This is a genomic window from Litoribacter ruber, assembly GCF_018449405.1.
GTDB lineage: Bacteria > Bacteroidota > Bacteroidia > Cytophagales > Cyclobacteriaceae > Litoribacter > Litoribacter ruber.
In genome coordinates this window covers 144,345-165,808 of sequence record NZ_JAHCMY010000003.1, presented here as the reverse complement: position 1 = coordinate 165,808, position 21,464 = coordinate 144,345, and the positions used below count along the sequence as shown (strand labels likewise).

Annotated in this window: 20 protein-coding genes; 11 read left to right on the top strand and 9 right to left on the bottom strand. The window is 45.5% G+C overall.

Going from position 1 to position 21,464, the window contains the following annotated elements; genetic code table 11:
- Nucleotides 1-285 precede the first annotated feature (285 nt).
- Together KI659_RS07750 and KI659_RS07745 are read left to right on the top strand one after the other, a co-directional pair.
- Nucleotides 286-615 (top strand): PadR family transcriptional regulator, encoded by a 330-nt coding sequence (locus KI659_RS07750; protein ID WP_213944781.1) that lies wholly within the window; start codon nucleotides 286-288, stop codon nucleotides 613-615.
- Nucleotides 616-619: 4 nt separating this feature from the next.
- Nucleotides 620-2,557, top strand: a complete 1,938-nt coding sequence (locus tag KI659_RS07745) for a PspC domain-containing protein (RefSeq protein ID WP_213944780.1) — start codon at nucleotides 620-622, stop codon at nucleotides 2,555-2,557.
- Nucleotides 2,558-2,653: 96 nt separating this feature from the next.
- Here KI659_RS07745 and KI659_RS07740 read toward each other — a convergent pair whose 3' ends face one another.
- From KI659_RS07740 to KI659_RS07730, 3 genes are all read right to left on the bottom strand, one after another.
- Nucleotides 2,654-2,839 carry a hypothetical protein gene (locus tag KI659_RS07740; RefSeq protein ID WP_213944779.1) on the bottom strand — a complete coding sequence of 62 codons (186 nt, stop codon included), beginning with the start codon at nucleotides 2,837-2,839 and terminating at the stop codon, nucleotides 2,654-2,656.
- A 33-nt stretch (nucleotides 2,840-2,872) separates the two neighbouring features.
- The gene (locus KI659_RS18715) at nucleotides 2,873-4,252 is read right to left on the bottom strand and encodes a TlpA family protein disulfide reductase (protein WP_213944778.1); all 1,380 of its coding nucleotides are present in this window, start codon (nucleotides 4,250-4,252) and stop codon (nucleotides 2,873-2,875) included.
- A 478-nt stretch (nucleotides 4,253-4,730) separates the two neighbouring features.
- Nucleotides 4,731-6,611: a CocE/NonD family hydrolase gene (locus tag KI659_RS07730; protein WP_213944777.1), complete on the bottom strand. Its 1,881-nt coding sequence runs from the start codon at nucleotides 6,609-6,611 to the stop codon at nucleotides 4,731-4,733.
- Nucleotides 6,612-7,088: 477 nt separating this feature from the next.
- Here KI659_RS07730 and KI659_RS07725 point away from each other — a divergent pair, with 477 nt between their 5' ends.
- From KI659_RS07725 to KI659_RS07695, 7 genes are all read left to right on the top strand, one after another.
- Nucleotides 7,089-7,703, top strand: a complete 615-nt coding sequence (locus KI659_RS07725) for a Uma2 family endonuclease (RefSeq protein ID WP_213944776.1) — start codon at nucleotides 7,089-7,091, stop codon at nucleotides 7,701-7,703.
- Between the two features lie 14 nt (nucleotides 7,704-7,717).
- A complete protein-coding gene (locus KI659_RS07720) occupies nucleotides 7,718-8,329 on the top strand; it encodes a Uma2 family endonuclease (RefSeq protein WP_213944775.1) in 612 nt (203 codons plus the stop codon).
- 262 nt (nucleotides 8,330-8,591) lie between these two features.
- Nucleotides 8,592-9,161, top strand: coding sequence for an RNA polymerase sigma factor (locus tag KI659_RS07715; RefSeq protein WP_213944774.1), 570 nt, complete (start codon nucleotides 8,592-8,594; stop codon nucleotides 9,159-9,161).
- Nucleotides 9,154-9,870, top strand: a complete 717-nt coding sequence (locus tag KI659_RS07710) for a hypothetical protein (protein ID WP_213944773.1) — start codon at nucleotides 9,154-9,156, stop codon at nucleotides 9,868-9,870. The genes KI659_RS07715 and KI659_RS07710 overlap by 8 nt, the downstream gene beginning before the upstream one ends.
- Before the next feature lie 192 nt (nucleotides 9,871-10,062).
- The gene (locus KI659_RS07705; RefSeq protein WP_213944772.1) at nucleotides 10,063-11,076 is read left to right on the top strand and encodes a hypothetical protein; all 1,014 of its coding nucleotides are present in this window, start codon (nucleotides 10,063-10,065) and stop codon (nucleotides 11,074-11,076) included.
- A 21-nt stretch (nucleotides 11,077-11,097) separates the two neighbouring features.
- Entirely contained in the window at nucleotides 11,098-11,910 is an 813-nt protein-coding gene (locus tag KI659_RS07700; protein ID WP_213944771.1) for a hypothetical protein, read from the top strand.
- A gap of 31 nt (nucleotides 11,911-11,941) precedes the next feature.
- Nucleotides 11,942-12,859, top strand: coding sequence for a DUF4097 family beta strand repeat-containing protein (locus tag KI659_RS07695; protein ID WP_213944770.1), 918 nt, complete (start codon nucleotides 11,942-11,944; stop codon nucleotides 12,857-12,859).
- Here the strand turns inward: KI659_RS07695 and KI659_RS07690 are convergent.
- The 5 genes from KI659_RS07690 to KI659_RS07670 all read right to left on the bottom strand — a co-directional run bounded on the left by KI659_RS07690 (nucleotide 12,776) and on the right by KI659_RS07670 (nucleotide 19,736).
- Nucleotides 12,776-13,411 (bottom strand): cupin domain-containing protein, encoded by a 636-nt coding sequence (locus KI659_RS07690; RefSeq protein ID WP_213944769.1) that lies wholly within the window; start codon nucleotides 13,409-13,411, stop codon nucleotides 12,776-12,778. The two genes, KI659_RS07695 and KI659_RS07690, sit on opposite strands and share 84 nt — an antisense overlap.
- Nucleotides 13,412-13,488: 77 nt before the next feature.
- The gene (locus KI659_RS07685; protein WP_213944768.1) at nucleotides 13,489-14,922 is read right to left on the bottom strand and encodes a TolC family protein; all 1,434 of its coding nucleotides are present in this window, start codon (nucleotides 14,920-14,922) and stop codon (nucleotides 13,489-13,491) included.
- A gap of 2 nt (nucleotides 14,923-14,924) precedes the next feature.
- Complete coding sequence (locus KI659_RS07680; RefSeq protein ID WP_213944767.1) at nucleotides 14,925-18,059, bottom strand: efflux RND transporter permease subunit; 3,135 nt, start codon at nucleotides 18,057-18,059, stop codon at nucleotides 14,925-14,927.
- A gap of 1 nt (nucleotide 18,060) precedes the next feature.
- Nucleotides 18,061-19,209, bottom strand: coding sequence for an efflux RND transporter periplasmic adaptor subunit (locus KI659_RS07675; protein ID WP_213944981.1), 1,149 nt, complete (start codon nucleotides 19,207-19,209; stop codon nucleotides 18,061-18,063).
- 176 nt (nucleotides 19,210-19,385) lie between these two features.
- Nucleotides 19,386-19,736: a hypothetical protein gene (locus tag KI659_RS07670; protein WP_213944766.1), complete on the bottom strand. Its 351-nt coding sequence runs from the start codon at nucleotides 19,734-19,736 to the stop codon at nucleotides 19,386-19,388.
- 35 nt (nucleotides 19,737-19,771) lie between these two features.
- Between KI659_RS07670 and KI659_RS07665 the strand changes: the two genes are divergently transcribed.
- Together KI659_RS07665 and KI659_RS07660 are read left to right on the top strand one after the other, a co-directional pair.
- A complete protein-coding gene (locus tag KI659_RS07665; RefSeq protein WP_213944765.1) occupies nucleotides 19,772-20,041 on the top strand; it encodes a hypothetical protein in 270 nt (89 codons plus the stop codon).
- Nucleotides 20,042-20,085: 44 nt separating this feature from the next.
- A complete protein-coding gene (locus KI659_RS07660) occupies nucleotides 20,086-20,529 on the top strand; it encodes a BLUF domain-containing protein (protein ID WP_213944764.1) in 444 nt (147 codons plus the stop codon).
- 93 nt (nucleotides 20,530-20,622) lie between these two features.
- Here KI659_RS07660 and KI659_RS07655 read toward each other — a convergent pair whose 3' ends face one another.
- Nucleotides 20,623-21,417 (bottom strand): CheR family methyltransferase, encoded by a 795-nt coding sequence (locus tag KI659_RS07655; protein WP_317195946.1) that lies wholly within the window; start codon nucleotides 21,415-21,417, stop codon nucleotides 20,623-20,625.
- Between the last annotated feature and the right edge of the window lie 47 nt (nucleotides 21,418-21,464).

Sequence of the window (21,464 nt, the reverse complement as noted above, 5' to 3'; positions counted from 1 at the left end):
ACACTTTTCTGTACGCCTTTATACCACTGCATGAAGTATGAATACTTTTGTCGTGGATGAATAAAAGATTTTTTTCAGAAAAGGAATTAGTGGATTTTTACCAGAACACACTTTCAAAACATTAATAAACAGTGTTTTACAAACAACTGACTAAAGACCTCCTACAATTTACCGCCTAGAAATTGGTAATGCAAGGTAGCTTCTTTTACTTTGGTATTATTTTTTAATCTATATAGGGGAAGGCGTACCAGTAATGTGCGCATAATACGCTATAACATGACAGATATGAAAGCTTCTAACACCCAAGTACAAATGCGGAAAGGAATTCTCGAATTCTGCATCCTGCATATCATCTCCAGGGGGGAGGTCTATGCCTCCGACCTGCTCGGGGAATTGAAGGAGGCCGAGTTGCTGGTAAAGGAGGGCACCCTCTACCCTCTGCTCAACCGGCTCAAAAACGCCTCATTGGTAGCCTATAAATGGGTAGAGTCCGAAAGTGGACCGCCCAGAAAATACTACTCCATCACAGCCGATGGGCTGGATTTTCTCGGCCAGCTTGACCAGACCTGGGACTCGTTGACCAAATCCACCCAAACTATTATCTCAAAAAAATAAGGCCATGAAAAAGACTATAAGCATAAACATAAGCGGCATCCTCTTCCACATCGAGGACGACGGCTACACCCACCTCAAAAATTACCTTGAGGCCATTAACAGGCATTTTTCCCATTACCCAGACAACCAGGAAATCATCAGTGATATCGAGAGTCGCATCGCTGAGATCTTCCTTACCTACCTGAAAAACAACAAACAGGTAATCACTGCTGAAAATGTGGAAAGCCTAATCGAAAAAATGGGTACAATCGCTGACTTTAAAGCTAGTGAGGAAAAGCTCGACCAAGATCACACGGAACATGCCGAGCAGGAGGAACATGATTTTTACAAATACATCACACCTCCCAATCAGGAAAACACCAAGGGGTATAAAAAGCTAACCCGCATCGAAAACCGGAAAATCCTTGGCGGGGTATGCGCTGGTATTGCTCACTATTTGACGATCGATCCGCTGTGGACCAGGCTGATTGCCATCTTGCTCCTGTTCAGTGGAAGGGTCAATTTCAGCACCTGGGACTTTCTTCCCTTCTCGGGAATTAGATTCAGCTTGGCAGGCTGGACAGTTTTGGCCTATGTGGTGCTTTGGATCATGTTGCCTAAAGCCTACGAGACCGAAGAGGATAAAAACATCAAGAAGCTCTACCGAAATCCCGATGACAGGGTAATTGGTGGTGTAAGTAGCGGGCTTGCTTCCTATTTCAATATTGAGGTAATCTGGGTAAGGCTGGCATTCTTGGCCCTGATCTTTGCCGGAGGCTCCGGATTCGTGATCTATCTTATCCTTTGGATCATCACGCCATTGGCCAAATCCATTACCGAGCGGATAGAAATGAAAGGTGGTGCCATCACGCTAACCAATATTGAAAACACCATCCTTCAGGGGCAAAATCCTCCGCCATTAAAAGAAGAGTCCAGGGCGAGAAGGGCTTTCATGACTCCCTTTCGCGTGGTGGGCAAAGGATTGAATGAAGTGGGAACAGCCATGGGACCATTGGGGGCATTCCTGCTGATCCTGTTTAGGATTTTCTTTGGGGCGATTATCTTCCTCATCGGAATAGCGCTGATCTTTTCCTCCATGATCTTCCTAGGCACCTATTTCAACCTGATCAATGGTGAACTTTGGGGTATGGGCATACAAACAGGGGATTTTCCGCTGGAATTTATTACCGACATGATTCCGTTCTGGCTGGCAGTGGCACTTACCATGGTGGTCATTATCCCGGCCATGATCATCACGGTGATGGGAATCAGCATCTGGGTAAGGAGAAATCTTATCCACGAAAAAGTGGGTCTAATCGCACTATTCCTATGGCTGATCAGTATCGGGATAATAGGGTTTACCCTGCCGCAGTCTTTCCAGCAATTCAGCTCCAGCGCAAAAGATGAGCAGACCCAATACCTGGAATTCCCTACTGAGGGCGTAATGGTGATCCAGGGAGAAAGCCAGCCGCAGGTAAGTGTTCGCTCCCAACAGTCAGGTAAGTCGGAAACCTTGTATAGAAACGACATAAGTCTGACCTTGGCCGGCACTACAGATGGAAGGGTTCGGTTGGAGCAGACATTTAGCTCGAAGGGCAAAAATTATGAAGACGCCAAAAACAACATCAAGGAGATTCTATACGAATACAACATACAGGACAGCGTCCTTACGCTTGACAAAAATGTAAGGTTGACCTCCTTCAACAAGTTTCGCGCCCAGGAATTGGAGCAAACGCTTTACATTCCCTACAACAAGCCCTTCGTGATGGACAAGTCCATTCTCTCCGTCCTACGGGGCACGCTGTACTCAAACGGCTACAAGCTCAAGGACGTACACAGCCAGAATTACTGGGTCTTCAACGAAAACGGCCTGCTCTGCCTAACCTGCCGCTCCGACCACAAGCAAAGCGAGGTGGACAAGGAAAGCAGGAAAATGTTTGAGGGGGAGTGGTTTATGAATTAGAAAAAGAATCCTGGCAGGTAAATTTTAAACCTGCCAGGATTTTTTTTTAGCAACGAGGTCAAATCTGCTAGAATGTAATCTCTTATTCAACTAAACCTAGCGGGTTTTATCCCTAAGAGAGAAAGTTTTAAAATAAAACCTATCCTCATTATGAAGGTCTGCATATTGGATGTTCAATCCATTTTCATTTACAAAGCAGGCATCCATAAAAAACCCCTCCTCAGGCTGGGGAATCAGGGTTTCGGCTATATTGTTGAATTTAGCATTGGAAACCAATATCATAATCCTGCATACATTGACTTGATTATAGATTGATTAATTTACAGCACTATTAATATTTGTATCTTCAACTTCCATTTTTTCCAGCAGCTGATCTATGATTTTTTCAACTCCCATTCTAGCAGTCGGGGAGTTGTTCTGGACAATCCTACCTTGATAATCCACGACTACCGAGTGTGGAACTCCGGCAATTTTATAATCCTTCTTGATTTTGTTAGTCCAGACTTCATTGGCAAATAGATTGATGGTGGTCAAACCATGTTTTTCTATTAGAAGCCTCCATTTTTCATCCTTACTTTCAATTGCAATATTGATGATCTTTACGGGACTGTCTTGATATTTTTCCACAAGTTTATTCTCGTAGGGAAACTCCACTATACAGGGACCACACCAATCCGCCCAAAAATTGATCAGTAGAACATTCCCCCGAAAATCAGTGGGTTCCACTTCCTTTCCCTCAAGATCCGATAGGAAAAAATAGGGCATATCGCTACCTGGAGGAAGAATATTTCCTTTTGCATAGTAATTTTCAACATAGGATTTAAAATCTTCATCCTGAAAATTCTTCAGCACTGAAACATCATATTCGTCCCTGGCCACTTTAATTATTTGGGTAATCTGATTGGCTAAAAATGCATCCTTTACTTTTCCCGAAAGATTAGCTTCTACCTTTTTTGCCCGATAGATGGATAATGGAATTTCTCCTTTTACAAATTTCCCCTCTGGGTTATCATGATCCAAAAAATTCAAATATTCATGAAGAAATCTCATATACTCTTGTTCACCAATAAACTCCTCATTTTCTAAGGAAATAGTGGATAAAATTTTCTCGTGATAACCAGCAGGTATCGTATCACTTTTCTTCAGCATGGTCCTGCGATAGGCAAAGCTATTCAATTTTGAACCTTCATTTTTATAATCCAACCTATTGGTCTCCCGAGATACAAACCACTTGGGCAAGTTACCCTTGTAGGAATAGAGGTAATCTTTCAGTACTGCTGTGATAGAGTCATTTGTTTCGATGACTCCATGAAAACCTTCGCTTAAGTGATTGGCTTCTGCACGTTTTCTGGTTTCGTCCCAAAAACCTAAACCATCATTTGACTTCTGAAGTAAAAACCTGTTGACGGCCGCAAAATCTCCAGAGAACTCAAGGTCATCTCCAGAATATAAAATGGTATCTACAGCATGGGGCACAAGAAAAAAATCATATTTCTTACCATTTAATGAAAGGTAAATATAATCGGTAGCTTTATTATCCATATTAAGGTCTATGGAGGAAGACCTCGCAATAACTGTGTCCACTTTTTCAAATTCCAATGATGGGATTGTGGACCATTTTTCAAAGCTTACTTTCAATGGAGTGGAGGATTCGTTTACTATAGTTAGAAAACTCTTGCCGTCGAGGTCAAACACAGGGTATTTTGGCTCTTCACTACATCCAATTATTAAGGCAGTAAGCGCAATAACATGTCATTTCATAAACCAATATTTATCTTAAATATATAGTTTATAAACTGTAAAACAAACAAACTAGTTAGTTTTTTCATTCCATATGAAAACATTGACGCTATTGAGGGAATGATAAATAGACAAAACTTTAAGAATCTAATTCCTCCATTTGGAGAAAAGCAGGCAAATCTGATTTTGAACCGAAACAAACCTTTAACCATTGATAGTATCCCCAAAATCTCAGAATTGTTGGACTTACCAGTTGAAGTGTTGATCCAGCCTTATGCCTTAAAAGGCCAGGAGAGCCGATAGGCCATGGGAAGTACACACTTCATTATTCAAAATTCATCATTCAAAAATACCGAATGATGAATAGCGAATGATGAATAATGAAGTTTCACCCCCCCTCAGCACTCTCCGAGTCTCCGTGGCTATTCCTTTATCACCTCCTCACTATTGGCAAGCTTATACTACTGGGATACTCTTCCGAATGGTGGATCTTATTGGTCGCCACCACTCCCTCAGTCTCATCATAATTGTTGCCGCCGGTATTCAGGTTGCGGTCAAAACGGGGGAAATTGGAGCTGGAAACCTCGATCCTTACCCGGTGCCCCTTGTCAAAATAGTTACTTGTGGACATTGGCGTCATGTTAACCTCGTAGACCTTGCCTTTCTCCATAAACACCTCTTTTTCGTAGCCTTCCCGGTATCTCACCCTTTGGATGGTTTCGTCCAGGTTGTAGGCCCTGCCGTCAGGGTAAACATCGATAATCTTGATGGTCAAATCGGTGTCTTTCACATCTGAGGAAAGGTAAAGTTTGGACTCTATAAAACCACTTATCTCCACGCCTTCCCCAAATGGCTCGGAAGTGTACACTAATATGTTCTCATTCAACTCCATCTCCTGCTGATCAAAAGCACCCCCATTAACGGCATTGCCTGTACAGCAAACATTGCCTCCATAGGACATTACCGGGTCCATGGGGTCATAAACGAAAGAATCAGGCTTGTCATCAGTGGCTTTTTGAGTGCTTAACTGCCCGTCACCCAACCTTGTATTGGCCTTGCCTCCACTGTTGAGGTAGTAGGTAGTCATATCAGCTTCCTTTGGAGGCCAGGTATCGGAGGTCTGCCACTTGCTTGAACCCATTGTGAAGTATTTCACCTTAGGCATTTCGGAGGTCACATTGTTTTCCTCCCCTTTCAGCCAAAAGTCAAACCAGCCATAGATCATCTCATCATAATCCAAGCGGGCATCACCTACACTTCTTTCCCCCACAATGGTATTCTCAGTCGCCCTTTTGAAAGCACAGTGCAGGGTAGGTGCGATGACCAGAAACTGGTTGTTGCGGATTTCTTCCTCTGAAGCATTTTCCCTCACATGGTTGTAAAGGGCGAGATTGGGACTGCTGGCTACATCATACCAGGACACAAACCAGAAGCTTGGGACACCAAAATCCATATCATCATGGTAGAGGCCTCCCTCATACCAGGCCGGGTCATTGGGCTTACGGGTGATCATTTCCTCATAGATGCCTTTTGGACCATTCACATTTTTGATGATATCCTGCACGGGAAGGTGCGCCAAGCCCTCCACCCAATCTACTTTGGGATATCGGGGAGCCATATCATAAAACCGCTGTAACCTTTGCAGATCCTCTTGTTCAATACCCTCCGGTAATCTTGGTGCCATGGGGTCATGTTGGGTGCCATAAAGCCAAGCGGTAAAAAGCATTTGTCCGGCACCACCTCTATACCAGTTACCCTGCTCATAATAATCACCTATGCGACCCACTCCAGCACCATACCCCTGTGGCACCATAGCGGCATGTGCGGGGTGATTCATAGCCGCAACGGCCATCTGCCACTCAGCGGTAGATGAACAGCCCAGTGTGCCGATTTTGCCGTTGCTCCACTCCTGCTCGGCCATCCAGGTCATGGCGTCATAACCGTCAGTCAAGGGCGTGCCGAGAATATCCCATTCCCCTTCGGAAAAAAACCTCCCCCGCTCATTTTGCACCACATAGGCATACCCGCGCTGCACGGCTTCGTAAGCGGCCTCCATCGTCCGGCTAACTAATTCTCCATCCCTGTAGCTGTTAAAGTTATAGGGCGTTCGCGAAAAGATAATCGGAACGGGCTCATCACCTTTTGGCCTGTATATATCGGTAGCCAACCTTATTCCGTCGCGCATCGGCATCATTACCTTATGATCCACAATGGCTATTTCCTCCAACTTGGCGAGGATGTCTTGTTCCTGTGCCCATACCCCCTGCCCAAAAGCTAGCAGCAGAATAATTAAAGAAATCTTAAATCTGTTCATATTGGTTAAAAGTTCATTTAAAAATCTAATATAAACATTTGGCAAAAATTCCTATCAGAAGTTACACCAGTGGCAAAAGATTCCATCAAACATGCAAGATTCCCCCAACTTGATACTTGGGAAATACAGGGGTAAATTTCTAGGATCATTAAATCCTAGAGCCATAATTGAAAGCTAGATAAGGGTAATATTTATAATTATTCACACAAAATTCAAAAACAAATAAAATTCGGTTCATCAACGTTTAATAGCGCTGATTATACGCTCTTGATACGTTCTTGATACCTGTATAATCAATAGATTATTCTGTATTAGATACTTACTAAACAGTTATACAAACTATTTACGATTTAAAACTATTAGCCAGGACTAAGCCAATTTACCCTCTTTCATACTCCCCCAATTTATACTATGGAAAAACATAAAAACCTGATTACAAATGGCTAAGAAGGGCTGGAATTTTCGTAAATTAAGGGAATGAAGACCAGAGAGAAGAAGCCACCCCTCACCAAAGAACCCAGTTTCTCTTATGGAGGGAAATATTCCTATGCCGACTACCTCAATTGGGAAATGGATGAGATGGTGGAGATCATCAAGGGGAAGGTTTTCAAGTGGACTGCGGCACCCAGCAGAATCCATCAGAAAGTGGTTAATCAATTGTCGTTTGAATTGAACAAATTTTTGAATGGAAAGCAGTGTGAACTTTACCCTGCCCCTTTTGATGTCCGCTTACCGACTAAATCAAAGAAGAACGAAGATATTTTCACTGTTGTACAACCGGACCTGTGTGTGATTTGCGATAAGTCCAAACTTGATGACGCCGGCTGCATAGGAGCCCCTGATCTGATCGTGGAAATCCTCTCTCCAGGCAACAACAGAAAGGAGCTTTATCACAAATATGAAGTTTATCGGGAAAGTGGAGTGAAGGAATACTGGTTGGTTCATCCATTTGAGCATACCCTTTTGATCTATACCCTGAAGAACGGGGCCTATGCTGCTTCCAGGCTTTACGGAAAGGGTGACATAGTTGAGTCCTCTGTCCTTAAAGGCTTCCAGCTTGATTTGGAGGAGTTTTTTAAGAATATGGATTGACCGCATTCTTCATTATGAAAACCAAAAAAGAAAAATACATCGCCAAAGAACCCAGCTTCTCTTACGGAGGCAAATATTCCTATGCCGACTACCTCAGCTGGGAAATGGACGAGATGGTGGAGATTATCAAGGGTAAGGTTTTCAAGTGGACTGCGGCACCCAGCAGAATCCATCAAAAGGTTATCTCGGATTTAAATACCGCGATCAACGTTTTCCTAAAAGGAAAGCCATGTGAAGTTTATCCTGCCCCATTTGATGTTCGCTTACCAACTAAATCAAATAAAAACGAGGATATTTTCACTGTGGTACAACCTGACCTTTCCGTGGTCTGCGATAAGTCAAAACTTGACGACGCCGGCTGTATCGGTGCGCCTGACCTGATCGTAGAGGTCCTTTTTCCAAGCAACAACAAAAAAGAGCTGAAAAACAAATATGAAGTCTATCTGGAGAGCGGCGTCAAGGAATACTGGGTTCTCCAGCCAATCGGCCAAACCCTGTTGATTTACACCTTATACCATGGCAAGTATATCCCCTCCAAACTATATTGCGCGGGCGATGTAGTCAGTTCCACCGTCCTAGAAGGATTTGAGCTGGATCTAGAAGAGTTTTTTAGGTATATGGATTGACCGAAGTCATTCATTATTCGAAACTCATCAATACCACACCCCATCTGAAGAGCGAAGCTCTGAAGGAGGGCATCGTAAACAAGGACGTCCGATGGCTCCACAATGGCAAATACCCAACCTTTAATGCGGAAATACTTTGTACCTAGTACCTAGTACTTTGTACCCAATTTTACCCCTTCCGTTAAAATTTATTAAATATTTTCCCTCTCCCGTGCAACCCTTTTTGCCTAACTTGTATCTACTTATTTGAAAACCAATAATAATGTTATTCCGAAAAACTTTTACCGAAGAAGCCGACATCATCAAGGGTTGTCTCCGGGGCGATAGAAAAGCCCAGCGGGTACTTTATGACGCCTATTCGGGCAAGTTTTTGGCCATCGCCATCCGCTATGTGAAGGACCGTGACCTGGCCGAGGATATCATGATTGAGGGGTTTATGAAGATCTTTGACAAGCTTGCCCAATTTGAAGGAAAAGGAAGTTTTGAAGGATGGATGAAAAGGATAATCGTAACCAATGCCCTGCTCACCCTGAGAAACCAACGAAACCTGCTAATGGAAGTAAACCAGGAAAGCGAATCGGTGGCAAACCTGACGCCTTATGAGTTTACCGATATGGAAACAGCAGACCTGCTGGCCATGATCGGGGAGCTCTCGGTAGGCTACCGGACGGTCTTCAACCTGTATGCAATCGAAGGGTACAGTCACCCAGAAATCGCAGATCTGTTGGGGATTTCGGAAAACACTTCCAAATCCCAACTCAGCAGAGCCAGGGCAATATTGAAACAGAAACTAACAGACCAGAACTTAAAAGAAAGGAGCATCAGTGGATAAGCAACAGCCAAATATAGACGAGCTTTTCAGAAGAAAACTGGAAAACCATCAAGTGAAGCCTTCCGGATTGGCTTGGGAAAAACTGGATAGGCAGCTTGGAAACAAACAAGAAGCCGCTTTCCCCTGGTTGAGGATCGCCGCGTCAATGGCTTTGATTTTCACCATGGCCGCCTTGATCTGGACAAGTCTGAACCTCACCGAGGAATTGACCAATCCAGTCGCAGAGCAGTCCACTGAGCAAAATGAGATGGTAACCGGAGAAGTGGAACCGGAAACCTTGGATGAAATTGTGGAGGAGACCATTCCAACCGAAACGCCAAAAGCTCCCGTGAGTGAACCGGCCGAGGAAGTGACCAAGCCAGTGGCACCACGGCAAGCTCCACCAGTCCAAGTGGAAAAAAGGACAACCGAAGAAATCCGACAGCCAGTGGCAGCGATCAAGATTGAGGAAATCCAAATCCCGGAATTGGAAATACCAGCGCTGGAAGACCAGTCACTTTTATTGGCTGATGCAGATGTGGTGCGAGTAAGGATAGTTTCGAGTGGGTTGAGCAAGGAAGAGGAAAAAGAAACCATCATTGACGAACTCGAAAACAAGATTGAAAAAGTAGGAAATATATTCAATAAAGTAGATCAGGGTTTTGCAGACCTGCAGGATGCAAAAAACAGTCTCTTCGCAACGATTACCTCAAGGAAAAACAAAAATTAATTCAATAAGCTAACCGCAAAGAATTAAAAAAACGCAAAGAAATTATTTAAAAAAAACCACAGAACTTTCCCCATGGCGCGAAGCGGATCGGGAAGATCAGAGGACTCAGAAGGCGCACAGAGTTGATTACATCCCATTCTTTGCGAAGCTTAGCGTCCTTGGCGGTTAATTAAAACTCTCAATTTTAAACAGATGAAAAAGTACCTTTTAGCCATTTTATTATTGGCCTTGATACAAATGGCCTTTGGTCAGGACCAAGGGAACCAGACGAAGCAGGACAGCGTCATAGTTGACTTTGGCAGATCCGGCAAGATTGTGATTCTGGTAGACAATCAGGCAGATTTTGAGCGTCTCAAAACCCTGGATGTCAATCAGATTATCCGAGAACTCAATCTTGAAATGGATGAGAAAACGGGCAAGTTACACGTAGTGGAGCTTAAAGGCAAGGAAATCGTGACCGTAAGAGAAGATGCCCAGGAAACGGAGGTTTCGGTAGGTAGGTTCCGTGTGATCGTGGATGAAGGCGGGGACAAAACCCATGTAAGGGTGGAATCCAAAGACCGAAAGCCTAAAAAAGTAGACCCGGGATTCAGGACTTATTTCAACTTTGACCTAGGTATCAACAACTATTTGGAAGACGGCAATTTCCCAAGCGGTGCATCCCCTTACTCCGTGAAAGGCTGGGGAAGCTGGAATGTAGGCCTCAACTGGATGGCCAGCCAGAGAGTGGCCAAAGGTGCCTATTGGGACTTCGGACTGGGTGTGCAGTGGTACAATTTCAAATTTGAAGACACCCGATTCCAGGCTGTCAACCAAGATGGAAATGTTGCCTGGGTCCTAAGAGACGATGTAGCAGGTTTCAAAAGCAAGGTTTCTGCCTCTTACCTCACCGCCCAAACCCTCTTCAGATTGGATTTTGGCAAAATGAACGATGCAGGCAGAAACGGTTTGAGAGTCGCGGCCGGACCTTATGCGGGGTACAGATTAGGCGGCAGAAGCAAGTACGTCTATAGAGACCTGCCGACTTCAGGTCGCAGAAGAGAAAAAGAAAGCGCTGGTTCGTACCTCAACAACCTTCGCTATGGTGTCAGAGGCGAGGTTGGGTTTAGAAGCGTAACCTTCTTCACCACCTACGATCTCAACGAACTCTTCCTTCCAGGACAGGGCCCAAGCTTGAATCCTATTTCCTTTGGATTGGTATTTTAAATCAACGAAGCATTTTTAGTCATGAAAAAAGTCAATTTAGTCATATTAGCCTTCCTTTGCTTGCAGCTACCCTTTTTGGCTCAGGCACAGGAGAACAAAGAGGTTTTGGTCGAAGAAAATGAATCGAAGGTTCCCATGCTAAAAGGGAACATGAGATTCCACACCAAAACTTATGAAGACCAATCCCAAAACCGCAATAGGACCAATGTGGATTTCTCCTATGAGCACAGCAGTGAGGCCATTTACAAAGATGGCCAAAACCTCATCTCCCGCTCCTATTTTACCATCGACCTTGGAAAGGGAATTTGGAATGGAGAATCTACAGCACCCGATGTGAGAGTGTGGGGCAGTTGGATGGTAGGTTTGAATGCCGTGAGACAGATGAAAGTCAGCAACAACTTCTATGTGAAGGGGCTCGCTGGAGTGCATTTCCACAACTTCAAATTTGCCGATGACAACATCCAGGCCATCAAAGGGGCTGAAAGTGTGGAATTTTTGGAAAGAGCGGGTGGAATCAAGTCCAAAATTGCTGCTTCCTACCTAACCCTGGCGCTGATTCCAAAGATCAGTACCGGACACAACGGTTTCAGGATAGGTGCCGGCCCTTATGCGGGTTACCGCCTGGGAGGCAGGGGCAAGTTTGTCTACCAAGACAATGGCCGAAACAAAGATTTTGACCGCAGCGATATGTATCTGGAAAACCTCCGCTACGGTATTAGGGGTGAATTAGGCGTCAGCTGGCTGGACTTCTTCTTCAACTATGACCTCAACCACGTCTTCCAGTCCAACCGAGGGCCGGAGGTAAGTGCCATGAGCTTTGGTATCATTCTTTAAATTACATTATTTCTTATTCAACTTCTTTCCCATGAAATCATTATTTATAACTCTTATAGGCCTCCTAATGGCTTTCAGCACTTTTGCCCAAAGGCAGACTTTGGTAGACGTGCAAAAATCATATGAAGGCATCAGCATGATAGAAATCGAAGCCGGTGTGTTGGATGTGGTTTATAAAGGCGCGGACTCCCCAACTGTTGAAATGGAAGCACGGCTGGAGGCAGAGGAAGACAGAGGCCAGGACCTTGTTTTCGTAACAGTAGGCAACACTTTGAAAATCTCCTACCAACCCCCCAAAAGACGGAGAAACCAAAATGACAACAGCCGTGGCCATATCAACCTTACCGGTCCCAGCGACATGCAGCTTTTCATCAATACTGTGGCGAGCAAAATCAGGGTTGAAGATACTGATAGTTTTGAAACGCACATTGGTTTTGTATCAGGCAGTGTGGAACTCAACAATGTGGATGGGGACGTCTATCTTGAAGGTACCTCTGGCGTAATAAAGGCCAATAACATCGGAGGTAGCGTTTTTTGCGAAACTACCTCCGGTAAAGTGGAACTTAACGGCGTAGGCCGCGATGTGAGTTACAAGTCGGTAACCGGCAGCTTGAATGCCCATGATATCGGCGGCATAGTGGATGCCTCGATTACCTCCGGAAGGATAAATATGACTGATGTGCACGAGATCGGCACTATTAATCTGACCTCAGGAAGTGCCAAAGCTGAAAACTCCGGTTTGGGAGTAGCTACCTACTTGGAGGGCAGTTCGGGCTCCATAAAGATCCAGACTCCAAGCAACCTTCAGGATTTCAACTTTGACATTTCAGCAGCCAGCGGTTCGGTGACCATCGGCAATTCCCGCTCACGTACCCTCCGGGTAGACAACAACGCCCGGCATACCATCCGGGGAAGCATTGCCTCGGGGAGTATCGTGATTGAAAACTAGTCCATTGGCACGTCCATATTTCTCCAACAAGTTCTTATACGCTCCATCTCTTAAAGCTTTTGAAGCCAAGTATCTTCTTAAGGGATGGAGCATTTTTTCGGTAAATGAAACCGTGTACGTATCTGAGATGAAGTTTAGGAAACTTCTTGTCCCAAAACTTACCAGTTCCTTTTTCTTCAGCATACCATGAAAAATCATCAAAGCATCCTCAAATCCCCTTCTTCCAGGAATTATCTTATGCTCAAATTTGACAAGATTTAATCCTGGATTCAAAAGTGCGTAAGGAGTCAATGGCAAAATTGTAAAGGACCTTCCAGCTGGCAACATCTCCAATTCACCTCCTTTTAACCGGATACACAAAGCACCCTCCAGGCATTTAAATACGTGGATGGTCTTTTTATGATATTGGCTGGGCACCTTGAAAGTAGGGTTTAACCGCACATGCATGATATTGCAAGTACCGTCATTTTCACTGGTGGTACTGACAAATTCCACGGAATCCCCTGTGATGGGGTGAGTGGTTATAATACGCTGTTTTATGATTTCTAACATGATTTCTAAAGTGTATGAGAGTGGTTAAAAGCTGCCGACCCGAAGGCCGACAGCTAACTGCAATTAAAAAAAATGGATCAATTCCACCCGCCCCCTAAAGAGCGGTACATCGAAGCAATTGCCTGCAATTGCTCCCGCTTCAGCTCAATGTATTCCAATTCAGCATTCAGTGCCCTGCTTTGGCTATTGATCACCTCCAGGTAATTGGCATAGCCCACTGAAAACATGGTATTGGAGTTTTCCACAGACCGCTTCTGTACGTTTACTTCCTGTTTCTTGACAGTTAATTGTTCCTCCAAAGTGGAGTACACATTCACCATATCAAGCACTTCCAAATAACTTTTCAGGACCGTTTGTTCATAATCCAGCCAGGCGAGTTTTTGGGAGGCCGTGGCCTCTTCGTAGGCGGATCTGATACGCCTGCGATTGAAAATCGGTGCGGACAGACCGGCGCCAAGCTGATACACCGAGGAGGCTGGATTCAAAAACAGCTTGCTGAAATCAAATGCATTAAAACCAGCCATTCCAAAGAGCTGAAGAGAGGGAAAGAAGTCTGCACGGGCTACGTTGACATCGGCCTGGCTGGCGGCCAGTTCTTGTTCTGCCCTTCTCACATCAGGTCTAAGTCTGAGCAGATCTGCTGGCAGGCCCAAGGAAATAGCCCTAGGCTTGGCAAAAGCAGGATCCAACCCTACCCTTTCGATTTGCTCCGGGTATTTCCCCGATAGCTCACTGATATTCAGCTCCACTGTTCTCAACTCCCTTTTCTTGTGAATAAGCAAAGATTTGGAATTGAGCATCTGGGCCTCAAATTGGTCCACGGCGAGTTGGTTTTCCTTACCTGAATTTTTCAAATCCTTGGAGAGTTCAAATGCCAATTCCTGCAACTCAATATTTTTCTCCAAAACGGCAATCTCCTCATCCAAACCCAGCATTTCATAATATTGATGGGCCACTTCGGCCACCAGCCAAGTTTGGACATTGCGCAGCATCTCCTCGGAGGCCATGTATCTGGCAGCAGCAGCTCTTTTCTGACCTGAAAGACGGCCCCAAATATCCAGCTCCCACCCGAATTCAGCTCCTATGATAAAGTCCGGATAAGGAGAAGGAAGGCGTTTGTCGGCGGGAAGAAATTCGGAAAAATTGGTATCCGTATTTCCTATTCCATCCATGGTGTAGTCGCCAAACCTGCGCACACTAGCTCCCGCCATGGCATTTACTTCAGGCAACCTGCCTAGTCTTGCGGCCTTAAGCCTGGCCTGGCTTATTCGGATGTTTTCGAGTGTTTTCCTCAAATCCTGGTTATAGACCAATGCCGTGTCTATAAGCGCCTTAAGGTGATCATCCTCAAAAAAGGACTGCCAAGGGGCCACGGCAATTGTTTCGATTCCTTCTCCTTCCACCTGATAAGCCTCGGGGACATCCAACTGGATATCACCCACGGCCTTTTGAGGCACCTTGCAGGCTTGTAGGAGAAAGAAAGCCGATATGATTATCAATAAATATCTCATGATTAATTTAATACATTTTCAGTTTTAGGCTTCTTAAACTTGCTGGAAAGGGTTTCAAAAACCACGTATAATCCAGGAATGATAAATATCCCCACCAGGGTGCCTATCAACATCCCCCCCGCAGCAGCAGTACCTATGGTCCGGTTACCTATGGCCCCGGCTCCTGTTGCAATGGTTAGGGGAATAAGTCCGCATATAAAGGCAAATGAAGTCATCAGAATCGGCCTCAGCCTTTCCACACCGCCTTTCATGGCTGATTCTATGATGCCCATTCCTTTCGACCGGTTCTGAATGGCTATCTCAATGATGAGGATTGCATTTTTCCCCAATAGGCCGATAAGCATTATCAGGGAAACCTGTGCATAGATGTTGTTTTCCAAGCCAGTGAGTTTGAGGAAAAGGAAGGACCCAAATACCCCAGCCGGAAGGGAAAGGATTACGGGAAGAGGCAACAGGTAACTCTCATATTGTGCTGCCAAAAGCAGGTAAACAAACAACAGACAAATCAAGAATATATAAATAGCTTGATTGCCCGACTCGATCTGCTCTCTGGTCATCCCCGACCAATCTATATCATAACCCCTCGGCAAGATATCCAAGGCCGTTTCTTCCACGGCCTTGATAGCATCGCCCGAACTGAATCCGGGAGCCGCATCCCCATTGATCATGGCGGAAGTAAACATGTTGTAGCGGGTGAGTTGCTCGGGACCATACACCCGTTCCATGCTAATGAAGCTGGAGTAAGGCACCATGTTGCCGTTGTCGCTTTTGGCAAACATTTCCAAAATAGCCTCAGGATTGGCCCGGTACTGTGGGGCCGCCTGGATCATCACCTTGTACATCATACCAAAGCGGATGAAATTGGAGGCATAAAAACTCCCCACCAGGCTTTGCAGCGTCTCCATGGCCCCATCTATGGACACACCCAAGCGGGCGGCCTTGTCATGGTCCACATGAAGTACGTATTGTGGAAAGCTGGGGTCGAAATTGGTAAAGACCTCATTTAGTTCTTCCCGCTCATTCAGGGCAGTCAAAAACTCCTGGGTGGTGCGGGAAGTCTGGTCCAGACTTCCCCCCGTTTTATCCTGCAGGCGCAGTTCAAATCCGGAGGCATTTCCAAAACCAGGAACAGTGGGCGGAGAAAAGAATTGGATTTCCGCACCAGTGATGTGGGAGGTCCTTTCCTGATATTCCCGAATGAGCTCTTCAACTCCTTCCGCTCTGTCAGACCAGCTCACCAAGTTGATCATGCCCATGCCATAGGAGGCACCGGCCGTTTCGGTAAGCAAGCTGTAGCCAGCCAAGGTCGAGATGGTTTCTACCTCCTCAAGGGGTAGCAATGCCGCCTGAACGTCATCAAGGATCGTTTTGGTTCTTTCCACTGTGGCCCCGGGAGGTGTGGTGACATTGACATAGATCATCCCCTGATCCTCTGTAGGGATAAAGCCGCTCGGCACTACACTGGCCATCCCAAAAGTGGCAACCAAAAACAGCCCGAGAGCTCCAAATGTAACCGTTCTTCTTCCCACGATTTTGGAAAGCACCTTTGAATATTTCCCAGCTAACTGTTCGTACTTCTCATTAAACTTGTCGAAAAACCTCTGCAGCCAGCTTTTTTTCCCCTCATGGTGTGGGGGTTTGAGCATGATGCTACATAGAGCTGGTGAAAGGGTCAGCGCATTTACCCCGGAAATCACAATGGCAATGGCCAAGGTGAGCGAAAACTGTCGGTAAAATATTCCCACCGGTCCAGATAGGAAACCGACAGGCACAAACACCGCTGACATCACCAAGGTGATAGCCACGATAGCTCCCCCGATTTCCTTCATGGCCGCCAAGGTGGCCTGATAAGCATTCATTTTTTCCTCATGCATCTTCACGTGCACGGCTTCCACGACCACAATAGCATTATCCACCACTATCCCAATGGCTAGGACCAGCGCAAAGAGAGTCAAAAGATTGATGGAGAACCCGAATAGCTGCATGAAAAAGAGCGTTCCCACCAAAGAAACAGGCACGGCTATCGCCGGAATCAGGGTAGACCTGAAGTCCTGCAGGAAAATAAACACGACCAAAGAAACCAGCAGAAAAGCTTCCAGCAAAGTAATCAACACCTTGGAAATGGAGGCATCCAAAAACCTGGAAACGTCATAACTCACGTTAAACTCCATGGATGGCGGAAAGCTGCTGTCCTGCAATTCGGCCATTTTGTCTTTGATATTGGCAATCACCTCACGGGCATTGGAACCTGGGCGCTGCTTGATCATGATGGAGGCAGAAGGCCGGCCATCCGTCATCGATACCATGTTATAATCTTGGGAACCAAATTCCACTTCCGCCACATCCTTGATTTTCAACAAGGAGCCGTCCGGCAATGCTTTTAAGGTGATATTTTCATAATCTTCTTCCCGGTTGAATTTCCCCGTATACTTCAATACGTACTGAAGCATTTGGGGAGACTGGTCAGAGCTGATACCGGATTTACCCGGTGCGGCTTCCACATTCTGCCTGCGGATGGCTTCTGTGATGTCTTGGGGAGATAACCCATAGGATACCAGCCTGCTCGGATGGAGCCATATACGCATGGAATAATCCCTTGCCCCCATGATTTCGGCAAAGCCTACCCCATCAATCCTTTTGAGTTCAGGAAGGATATTGATATCGGCAAAGTTGTAGACGAAGCGCTCGTCCTGCAAAGTATCCGAGCTATACAGATTGAGGTAAAGCAGCATACTGTTTACTTCCTTCTCTGTCTGCACCCCGGCACGGATCACCTCCTCAGGTAGCTCATCCACTACTGTGGCAACCCGGTTTTGAACGTTTACTGCAGCCTGATCGGGATCGGTACCCACATCAAAAACCACCGTCACCACGGTGACTCCGTCATTGGTATTTACCGAAGACATATAAGTCATCCCCGGCACACCGTTGATAGCCCTTTCCAGCGGGGTGGCCACAGCCTTGGAAAGTACTTCAGCATTGGCCCCAGTATATCGGGCCGTCACGGTGACCGAAGGGGGTACGATATCGGGAAACTGGGTAATGGGCAGTGAAGTCAGCGCCAAAATTCCCAGTAGCGTAATAAAGACCGAAATTACGGTCGATAGTATGGGCCTTTTGATAAACAATTCTAACATCTCAACCTTGCCCCTCCCCTAGCTGACTATTCAATTCTCCATAGACTTCCTGAGATTCCACTTGTTGGGGCTGGATTTTCACCCCGTCCTTTACCTGCTGTATGCCTTCAAATACAATCTTATCGCCCGGTTCGAAACCTGATGCGGCATAAAACACATCATGTCTTTTGATAGGCTTAAAGCTTCGGACCTTTACTTCGTTATCAGCATTTACCACATAGACATAGCTGAAATCCTGTATCTCGAAAGTGGACTTCTGGGGAATAAGATATACATCATCAAGCTGGTTGGTCATTTCAATCTTGCCGCTTGCCCCGTGTTTGAGCAGACTATTGGGATTGGGAAATCGCACCCTAAAAGCAATCGAGCCCGTGCCTCTTTCAAAATCGGCCTCCATCGTTTCCAGTTGCCCTTTATGCGCATAGGTGGTACCGTCGGATAGGATCAGGGACAGGTCTTCAATGACGTTATCTTCACCTTCCTGCTGGATCTTTTTCCGCATGTAATTGAGGTATTCATTTTCATTGATCTTATAGTAAGCAAACACCTCGGAGATGTCTGTGATATTGGTCAGCAGATCCCCGGCAGTCACCAAGCTTCCGATTTTGAAGGGGATCCTATCGACAATGCCATCAAAAGGCGCCCTTATCGTAGTATAGGAAAGCCCGGTTTGGGCATTGTTGAGGGTAGATTCAGCTTCTGCAATAGCAGATTCAGCCACAGCCCGCTTGGACTTGGCCAGTTCCAGTTCCGACTCGGTGATGATATCCTTTTCCACGAGCACCTTTAGCCTTTCCACTTCCAGGCTGGCGGCTTTGGCCTCTGCCCGGGCCTGCATAAGCCGTGCGTTGGCACCGTTGACCATCTCATTGAATTCCATGGAGGTGAGCTGAAACAAGGGTTTGCCTTTCTTGACAAACTCACCTTCATCCACGTAGATTTTATCCACAAAGCCTTCCACTTTGGCCCTTACTTCCACAAACTGTACAGCCTGTATTTCACAGATATAGGTTTGGGGAATCTCAATGGACTGGGGATGAAGCTCCAAGACCGGAATTTGGGGTATTTTATTTTTTTCGTCGTTTTTACTGTGGCCCTGGTTACAGGAGCTGGCACCAAGGGCCAGTCCGACAAAAACAAACAGGGTCATAACTGTTCTAACAGGCAACAAGACAGCCGTCTCAGCCTTAAGAATGCTAAAGAATTGCATAATAATAGAATAAATAGATTAGGATAACATATGCGCGAACGCCATACTGCCAACAAAGCAGTACAAGTTAGACCACCATAGGATATGGTCAGTTAGTTAAGAAAACAATAGGGCACTTAGGGCGCGTTGGGGCAGGCAATGCGGTCCAGAAGGACCTGTAGTGGCAAATGAATACCTATATGCTGTATGGGGAAGGAGACCTTGGGGATTTCCTTTGTTATTTCCAGGTTAAAAATCAAGGCCAATGGAAGGATTACAGCCCTTTCTACTTTGGAATAGGGTTGGGAATCACTTCTGGATACGGAGGTAGGAAAGTCGATGTCATCAAACTCCAGCGCTTCCACGGCTGCGGATTGATAATCCTTGCCTATAAAAATCCTATCCTCATGGTCAGCAAAAGAAAGTACCAGCAGGAACACTGCCAGCAATCTGGTCAAGAAGACCGTAACCGTTTTTGGATCTTTCATTTGCATGTTACAAAATTAGGCATACCAAAATGAGGATGCAATTAATTAAGCATAAAAAGTGTACCAGTTTTTGGGAGGAGACGGAAGACCGAAGACAGGACAAGTTCTCGGAAAGAAAAGGGACACAGACCTGCCTGACTGCCAAAGTGATTAGCTGGGGCAGGCAGGGTCCCACAGGGTTTAGCACTGAGTTGCACAGAGCCTGTCTGCCGACAAAGGCAGGTCCCTGCTTTGCGGATAAGTTTAACAGTAATCCAATCATTGACGCAGCCAATGGCCTTCGCCGTGAATTCGTGGTGCCCTAGCCATTTGCTTTTTCAACTAAAACTTTTAAACTTTACGCAATCAAATGACCCATACCTACAACCAAATGCACTATATCGTCTATTTGAGTTCATCCGTCCATAAATTAACCGAGGAGCAGCTGCAAGAGATTCTGGTGAAGAGCAGGGAAAACAACCAAAAAAAGGGAATTACAGGGCTGCTCATTTACATGGATGGGAGCATAATCCAGATTTTGGAAGGAGAAAAAGAGAAGGTGATGCCCTTGTACAAAACTATCGGTCAGGACCCCAGGCATAGGGGTATTATCCGATTGAAGGAAGGGGATCTGGAAGAACGGCTTTTCCCAGACTGGTCAATGGGCTACCATTCAATTTCCCCTGATGAAGCAAGGGAGTTGACGGGGTTTAAGTCGACCGGAGATGTGGATTTTTATAATTTTCTAGGGGAAAAAGAACAGCATCCGGCTTTGACGGTTTTCAGGGCTTTTGTGAAGAACAATAGAATTTAGGGAGACATTATCGGGTATTAAGTACTAGGTACAAAGTACTAAGTAACCACATAAAGTACTGCAGCAGTACAACTTAGTACCTAGTACAATAAATTAATACTTCCTCTTGAAAATCTTCCTATTTCTATCCACTTCCACAAAATCATGGCGTTTGTCGGAGAAAAGCATGGATTCCTTGCTTCCCAGACCTAGGTAGCCAAAAGTACAGAGACTGTCATGGAAAAGGTTAAACACCCTATTTTGTAAGCTTTGGTTGAAATAGATCAACACATTGCGGCATAGGATGAGCTGAAATTCATTGAAAGAAGTGTCGGCAGCAAGATTATGGACAGAGAACACCATGTGTTTTTTCAGCCTGCTGTCGAATATAACTGAACCGTAATCCGCCGTATAGTAATCCGATAGTGATTTTTTCCCACCTGCCTCATTGTAATTTTTGCCATAAAGCTCCATGAGCTCTTGACTGTACACCCCTTTTTTAGCCAAAAACACCACCCTTGGATTCAGATCCGTTGCATAAATGATGGACCTGTTCAGCAGCCCCTCCTCTTCGAGTAAGATTGCCGTGGAATAGGCCTCCTCCCCCGTGGAGCAGCCTGCAATCCAAATCTTGATAACAGGGTAGCTCGATAGCTTTTTAACTACCGTTTGCCGCAAGGCCTGATAAAATTCCGGATCACGGAACATCTCGGTGACGTTGACGGTAAACTCTTGGACAAAGCTGGCAAACACATGCTCATTGCGGAGCAATATCCTGGTCAAATCAGAAATAGTGGGGATCTTATGGATTTCCATAAAATACATAACCCTCCGCATAGCAGAACTCTTCGCATACTCCGTAAAGTCGAAGCCGTATGCGGAATTGAGATCCTCGAAGAGGCGGTGGATCTCGATTTCATTTTCAATAAATGAGTGAATAATGCAGCAGTTTAAAG

Bases quoted from the DNA above. Each gene is read 5' to 3' on its own strand.
- KI659_RS07750 (WP_213944781.1), top strand. From the start codon at position 286: ATGAAAGCTTCTAACACCCAAGTACAAATGCGGAAAGGAATTCTCGAA.
- KI659_RS07745 (WP_213944780.1), top strand. From the start codon at position 620: ATGAAAAAGACTATAAGCATAAACATAAGCGGCATCCTCTTCCACATC.
- KI659_RS07740 (WP_213944779.1), bottom strand. From the start codon at position 2,839: ATGATATTGGTTTCCAATGCTAAATTCAACAATATAGCCGAAACCCTG.
- KI659_RS07730 (WP_213944777.1), bottom strand. From the start codon at position 6,611: ATGAACAGATTTAAGATTTCTTTAATTATTCTGCTGCTAGCTTTTGGG.
- KI659_RS07725 (WP_213944776.1), top strand. From the start codon at position 7,089: ATGAAGACCAGAGAGAAGAAGCCACCCCTCACCAAAGAACCCAGTTTC.
- KI659_RS07720 (WP_213944775.1), top strand. From the start codon at position 7,718: ATGAAAACCAAAAAAGAAAAATACATCGCCAAAGAACCCAGCTTCTCT.
- KI659_RS07715 (WP_213944774.1), top strand. From the start codon at position 8,592: ATGTTATTCCGAAAAACTTTTACCGAAGAAGCCGACATCATCAAGGGT.
- KI659_RS07705 (WP_213944772.1), top strand. From the start codon at position 10,063: ATGAAAAAGTACCTTTTAGCCATTTTATTATTGGCCTTGATACAAATG.
- KI659_RS07700 (WP_213944771.1), top strand. From the start codon at position 11,098: ATGAAAAAAGTCAATTTAGTCATATTAGCCTTCCTTTGCTTGCAGCTA.
- KI659_RS07695 (WP_213944770.1), top strand. From the start codon at position 11,942: ATGAAATCATTATTTATAACTCTTATAGGCCTCCTAATGGCTTTCAGC.
- KI659_RS07690 (WP_213944769.1), bottom strand. From the start codon at position 13,411: ATGTTAGAAATCATAAAACAGCGTATTATAACCACTCACCCCATCACA.
- KI659_RS07685 (WP_213944768.1), bottom strand. From the start codon at position 14,922: ATGAGATATTTATTGATAATCATATCGGCTTTCTTTCTCCTACAAGCC.
- KI659_RS07680 (WP_213944767.1), bottom strand. From the start codon at position 18,059: ATGTTAGAATTGTTTATCAAAAGGCCCATACTATCGACCGTAATTTCG.
- KI659_RS07675 (WP_213944981.1), bottom strand. From the start codon at position 19,209: ATGACCCTGTTTGTTTTTGTCGGACTGGCCCTTGGTGCCAGCTCCTGT.
- KI659_RS07670 (WP_213944766.1), bottom strand. From the start codon at position 19,736: ATGAAAGATCCAAAAACGGTTACGGTCTTCTTGACCAGATTGCTGGCA.
- KI659_RS07665 (WP_213944765.1), top strand. From the start codon at position 19,772: ATGCAATTAATTAAGCATAAAAAGTGTACCAGTTTTTGGGAGGAGACG.
- KI659_RS07660 (WP_213944764.1), top strand. From the start codon at position 20,086: ATGACCCATACCTACAACCAAATGCACTATATCGTCTATTTGAGTTCA.